Annotated in this window: 7 protein-coding genes; 3 read left to right on the forward strand and 4 right to left on the reverse strand. The window is 64.0% G+C overall.

Translation table 11 applies throughout. From position 1 onward, the window contains the following. Together VNZ93_RS21435 and VNZ93_RS21440 are read right to left on the reverse strand one after the other, a co-directional pair. Positions 1-419 (reverse strand): serine hydrolase (locus VNZ93_RS21435; protein WP_325710082.1); only part of this gene is annotated, 419 nt, incomplete at its 3' end. Positions 420-473: 54 nt separating this feature from the next. Continuing rightward, positions 474-641 carry a hypothetical protein gene (locus VNZ93_RS21440; RefSeq protein ID WP_325710085.1) on the reverse strand — a complete coding sequence of 56 codons (168 nt, stop codon included), beginning with the start codon at positions 639-641 and terminating at the stop codon, positions 474-476. Positions 642-824: 183 nt separating this feature from the next. Between VNZ93_RS21440 and VNZ93_RS21445 the strand changes: the two genes are divergently transcribed. Together VNZ93_RS21445 and VNZ93_RS21450 are read left to right on the forward strand one after the other, a co-directional pair. Beyond that, the gene (locus VNZ93_RS21445; protein WP_325710088.1) at positions 825-1,712 is read left to right on the forward strand and encodes an NAD(P)-dependent oxidoreductase; all 888 of its coding nucleotides are present in this window, start codon (positions 825-827) and stop codon (positions 1,710-1,712) included. 36 nt (positions 1,713-1,748) lie between these two features. Beyond that, positions 1,749-2,717 (forward strand): tripartite tricarboxylate transporter substrate binding protein, encoded by a 969-nt coding sequence (locus VNZ93_RS21450; protein ID WP_325710091.1) that lies wholly within the window; start codon positions 1,749-1,751, stop codon positions 2,715-2,717. Between the two features lie 38 nt (positions 2,718-2,755). Here VNZ93_RS21450 and VNZ93_RS21455 read toward each other — a convergent pair whose 3' ends face one another. Beyond that, positions 2,756-3,733, reverse strand: a complete 978-nt coding sequence (locus VNZ93_RS21455) for a Gfo/Idh/MocA family oxidoreductase (protein ID WP_325710094.1) — start codon at positions 3,731-3,733, stop codon at positions 2,756-2,758. 107 nt (positions 3,734-3,840) lie between these two features. On the opposite strand from VNZ93_RS21455, the gene VNZ93_RS21460 reads away from it, so the two are divergent. Then, positions 3,841-4,227 (forward strand): carboxymuconolactone decarboxylase family protein, encoded by a 387-nt coding sequence (locus tag VNZ93_RS21460; RefSeq protein WP_325710097.1) that lies wholly within the window; start codon positions 3,841-3,843, stop codon positions 4,225-4,227. A 40-nt stretch (positions 4,228-4,267) separates the two neighbouring features. Here the strand turns inward: VNZ93_RS21460 and panB are convergent, their stop codons facing one another. Beyond that, positions 4,268-5,092 (reverse strand): 3-methyl-2-oxobutanoate hydroxymethyltransferase, encoded by an 825-nt coding sequence (panB, locus tag VNZ93_RS21465; protein ID WP_325710100.1) that lies wholly within the window; start codon positions 5,090-5,092, stop codon positions 4,268-4,270. Positions 5,093-5,112 lie beyond the last annotated feature (20 nt).

Consider the following 5,112-nt stretch of genomic DNA (forward strand, 5'->3'; position numbering starts at 1 on the left):
GGCAGCCCGGCCGTATACGTCCCGAGATTGATGAGGGTCGCCTTGTCGAGCGCAGTACCGCGCAACGCCGGCATGAACCGGCCCGGATGATCGGTGAGAGAGAGCGCGCCCTGCACCTGCGCGTAGCCCGCGAGCGTCGCCGTGACCATCTTGCTGATCGAACCGATCTCGAACAGCGTGTCGGCATCGACCTTCGCGCCGGTCTCTTTCGAGGCGACGCCGTAATAGAAATAATGCGGCTTGCCACCGGCGATGACGCCGACCGCCATGCCCGGAACCTCATGCTCCTGCATCATCGGTTGGACGGCGCTATCGACGGCCGCACGAATTGCGGCATCGTCGGCGGCCAGCAGCGCCACCGGCAAACAACATGCAAAGGCAAGCGCCAGCGAGCCGATGAGCCTTGCGATCACGGTCACGCGACCTCCTCTCCGCAGAACGCTTACTGCGGCGGCCAGAACCCGATGCTTCGGCTACGGTATCCAGCCGAAAATCCGGCTCGCGCACCACACCGCGAGAACGATGGCCGTTCCCAAAAGCCAGACGACCCCAGTCCGCGCGAATGACGCAGCGCCAATCGCCACAACGGCGACTATCGCCAGGATATCGATCGCTTTCATATAGTCGGCAATGAAATTCATGATGCAGCGGACCTCGGCAAGCGCGACGCGATTCCCGCAAAACATATCCGAACACGCCGCCTTGCGACAGCGCGAGAGAGGATCGGGCCGCAGACTGGCAAGGTGCGGTACCGGTCAACATGCGCTAAACCATCCAGGAAGCGCACATCCTGAATGCAATTCCTGCGAAATTTTCGAGGCCCCATGTGTCATCCTCCTGTCGCGATCATCGGCCTCGGACTGATGGGCGAAGTCTATGCAACGCGCCTGATCGCAGCCGGCATTCCCGTCACCGGCACCGATATCGATCCTGCGCGCCGCGCTCGTCTTGCGGAAATCGGCGGCACGCCCGCAGACACCGTTGCGGCGGCGCTCGCAAGGCGGCCGCGCTGCATCCTGCTCGCGGTCTTCAACACCGATCAGGTCGAGGATCTGGTCGAGCGACAGATCCTTCACGCGCTCGGCGACAATTCGAATGCGATCGTCGTCTGCACCACCACTGCCGATCCCGATCGCATAGCGGCGCTCGCGCAGCGCGTCGAGACGCGCGGCATTCGTTTCCTCGACGTGCCGGTTTCCGGCACCAGCGACCAGGTGCGTCGCGGCGACGGCGTGGCGCTGATCGGCGGCGACGCCGATATCGCAGCAAAGCTTTCGGACATTTTCGATGCGCTGTTCGCGCGGCGCTTCCTGATCGGAAAGGTCGGCGATGGCGGACGCGCCAAACTCGCGGTGAACCTGATCCTTGGTCTCAACCGGCTGGCACTGGCGGAAGGCCTCGTCTTCGCCGAACGGCTCGGGCTCGATCCGGCTGCATTTCTTCAGGTCGCGAAAGGCTCGGCCTCGTATTCGCAGGTCATGGAGACCAAGGGCCCCAAGATGGTGCGCCGCGATTTCACTCCGGAAGGCCGCGTAAAGCAGACGCTGAAGGATTGCCATTTAATGCTGGACCAGGCTCGGGCCGCCGGGCAAACATTGTCGATGCTGGAGGTTCATGCCGGCGTGCTCGAAGCATGCGTGCAGGCGGGCGAAGCCGAGATGGACAACAGCGCGATCATCAACGAAGTGCGCCGGCGCGGCATCAAGGGATAACCTCGAGCCGGATCGCGGCGCGAGGGAGGATCTGACATGGTCACGCGTCTGCTCGCCATCGCGCTCGGCTTCGCTGCAGCGTTCGCAACGCCTGCCAGTGCGCAGGATTTCCCGACACAGCCGATCAAGATGGTCATCCCGTTCGGCCCGGGTGGCGGCACCGACATCGTCGGCCGCATCCTTGCCGAATACATGCAGAAGAAACTCGGCAAGCCGGTGGTGGTCGAGAACAAGCCCGGCGCGGGCGGCATTCTCGGCAACGAATTCGTCGCCAACGCCGCGCCGGACGGTTACACGATCGCGCTGATGACCGCAGGCCAGGTGATTGCAGCCGTCACGCGTAAGGACATGCGCTATGACACGCTGACGGCGTTCACGCCGATCGGCATGGTGGCGACCGCGAGCCTTGCCGTGGTGGCGCGGCCCGATTTTCCCGCCAAGGATGTGAAGGAACTGATCGCCCTCGCCAAGGCCGATCCGAACAAGGTCGTGTTTGCGAGCCCGGGCTTTGCCGCCACTCAGCATTTCGCCGGCGAGATGTTCAAGCAGGCCGCCGGCGTTTCGCTTCTGCATGTCCCGTTCAAGACGACGCCGGAAGCAATGAATGCCGTCATGGGCAAACACGCAGACATCCTGTTCGACACGGTGTCGGCTGTGCTGCAACAGGTTGAGGCCGGCCAGCTGAAAGCGCTCGCGGTCACCGGGGCTGAGCGGTTCCCCGCCATGCCCAAGGTGCCGACCGTGATGGAATCGGGCCTTGCCCCAGGCTACGACGTGACGACCTGGTACGGCATGTTCGGACCGAAGGGCATTCCCGCGCCGGTCGTGGCGACACTCAACAAGGTGCTGAACGAAGCGCTTGCCGATCCCGACGTGAAGGTGAAACTCGAGCGCGCCGGCGTCGTGGTCAAGAGTTCGACACCTGAGCAATTCGGCGCGTTCCTGACGGATCAGTACAACAAGTTCGCCAAGACCCGCGAAGCCGCCGGTATCGAGCAGAAATAAGCAACGCCGCGTTTTTCCAGAAGCCGAAGCGAACCGCTTCAGCCTCGGGTGACCCGCACCGGCGCACCTGTCTTCATCGACTGGATAGTGGCTTCGAACGCGCCGGCCACATCGAGCATCTCTCCCGTCGTCACCGGGAATGGCTTTCCGGACGCGATCGTTTGCGCGAAAGCCTCGATCAGGACCGCCACGGAATTCTCGGCGGGATAGTGGTGCACGACCGGCTCCTGCCCGATCAAGGCGACCGTCATCGACGTCTCGCCGCGGACTTCGGCCCAGCCGCGCGTCCCGAACACATGCACGCGCCAGAACATCGGGCCCGCGCGAACGGTCGCGGCCTGTCCGGTTCCGCCATTTTCGAACGTGACGAAAGCCGCCGCGACATCGCGCGGATCGGGCGGAGCCTTGCGCGAAAACAGCTTCGCATCGACGGTCTCGATCGGGCCCGCAAGATTGACGAAGGCATCAAGTACATGCAGGCCCGCCCCGGTCAGTCCGCCGCCGGGCGAGATATCCGGATCGTCGCGCCAGCCGCCCGCAACGCGCGTCGAATGCTCGTTGGTGAAGTGACCCTCGATATGCAGGACTTCGCCAAGCTCCCCTCCGGCGACCAGGGCCTGGAGTGCCCGCATCGCCGGAAAGAAACGCTTGTTGTTGCCAAGCGCAAACGGCACGCCGGCCTTCTCACAGGCGCTCACCGCGCGCTCCGCTTCTCTTCGCGTCAGAGCGAGCGGCTTTTCGCACCAGACAGCCTTGCCGGCCACCGCCACGGCCTCGACCTGCTCCACATGCAGGGAATGTGGTGTCGCGAGGAAGATCGCATCGATGCCAGGTTCATCCAGAACATCGCGGAGTTCAGTGGACAAGAACAGACCGTGGACCCTGGCGAAATCTGCTGCAGCTTCCGGATTGCTGTCGATGCCCCGCACAAACCGCAGGCGATCGCTTTTGCCCTGGACCGCCTCGACGAGAGTCTGGCCCCAGCGTCCGAGACCGATCACGGCGGCATTGATCATGGCAGGACTCGGGTGCGATGCGTGCGGAGTGTGATAAGGAATGCTCCTGTTCTATAGGCAGCACAATGAGCCGGCAATCGAGCTCATGCGTTACGGGGGAAGCGACCATGAGCGGCGACGAGCAATACGAGCGCGGACTGAAATTGCGCATCGAAATGTTCGGTCAGAAGGCCGTCGAGAAGCGCATGGCGGCGTTCGGCGAACTCGGCAAGCCGCTGCAGCACATCATCAATGCGTATTCGTACGGCGATGTGTGGTCCCGCACTGCGCTGAAGCCGGATATGAAATCGCTGGTGATGGTCGCGATGATGGCGGCGTCCGGACACATGAACGAGCTGCGCGTCCATCTGAACGGCGCGGTGAAGAACGGCTGTACGCTCGAACAGATCCAGGAAGTGCTGCTGCTGCTCACGCTCTATTGCGGCATTCCGGCCGCCAACGAGGCGCACCGGATCGCGGCGGAAGTGCTGCGCGAGCACAAGCTGATGGCCTAGCGCCGACGCACGGCGTCGCTGCCGACGCGGCCTGCCTCGCTCAGCTTTTCTTGCGCATCCCGTAGACATGATCCGGGCCCGGGAAGGCGCGCGAGCGCACCTCATCGGCGTAGCCCCTGATCGCGTCCTCGATGCCCGGTGCGAGATTGCCATAGCGCTTGACGAATTTCGGCACGCGCGGCGACAGCCCGAGCATGTCCTCCAGCACCAGCACCTGGCCATCGCAGGCCGGACTCGCGCCGATGCCGATGGTCGGGATCGAAATCTGCTGCGTGATCTTGCGCGCGAGCGGCTCGGCCACGGCCTCGATCACCACCGAGAAAGCCCCCGCCTCCGCGACGGCTCGCGCGTCTTCCTCGATCCGCGCCCAGTCGGCCTCGTCGCGGCCCTGCGCCTTGAACGAGCCGATGGTGTTGATCGCCTGCGGCGTCAGCCCGACATGCGCCATCACGGGTACGCCGCGCTCGGCGAGGAAACGGATGGTCTCGGCCATGCGCACGCCGCCTTCCAGCTTGATCGCGCCGCAGGTGGTCTCCTTCAGCACGCGCGCGCACGAGGCGAATGCCTGTTCCTTCGACTGCTCGTAGGAGCCGAACGGCATGTCGACCACTACCAGCGCTTGCCTGCTGCCGCGCATCACAGCGTGGCCCTGCAGGATCATCATGTCTAGCGTGACCGGGATTGTGGTCTCGAGCCCATGCATCACCATGCCGAGCGAGTCACCGACCAGGATCACGTCGCAATATTTGTCGACGAGGCGCGCGGTGTGCGCATGATACGAGGTGAGCATCACGATCGGGTCGCCGCCCTTGCGGGCGCGGATATCCGGCGCTGTCAGGCGCCTGATCTCTTGCTGGACAGACACTGGCATATACTCCCGGCGGG

The sequence above is a fragment of the Pseudorhodoplanes sp. genome (genome assembly GCF_035565795.1).
Classification (GTDB): domain Bacteria; phylum Pseudomonadota; class Alphaproteobacteria; order Rhizobiales; family Xanthobacteraceae; genus Pseudorhodoplanes.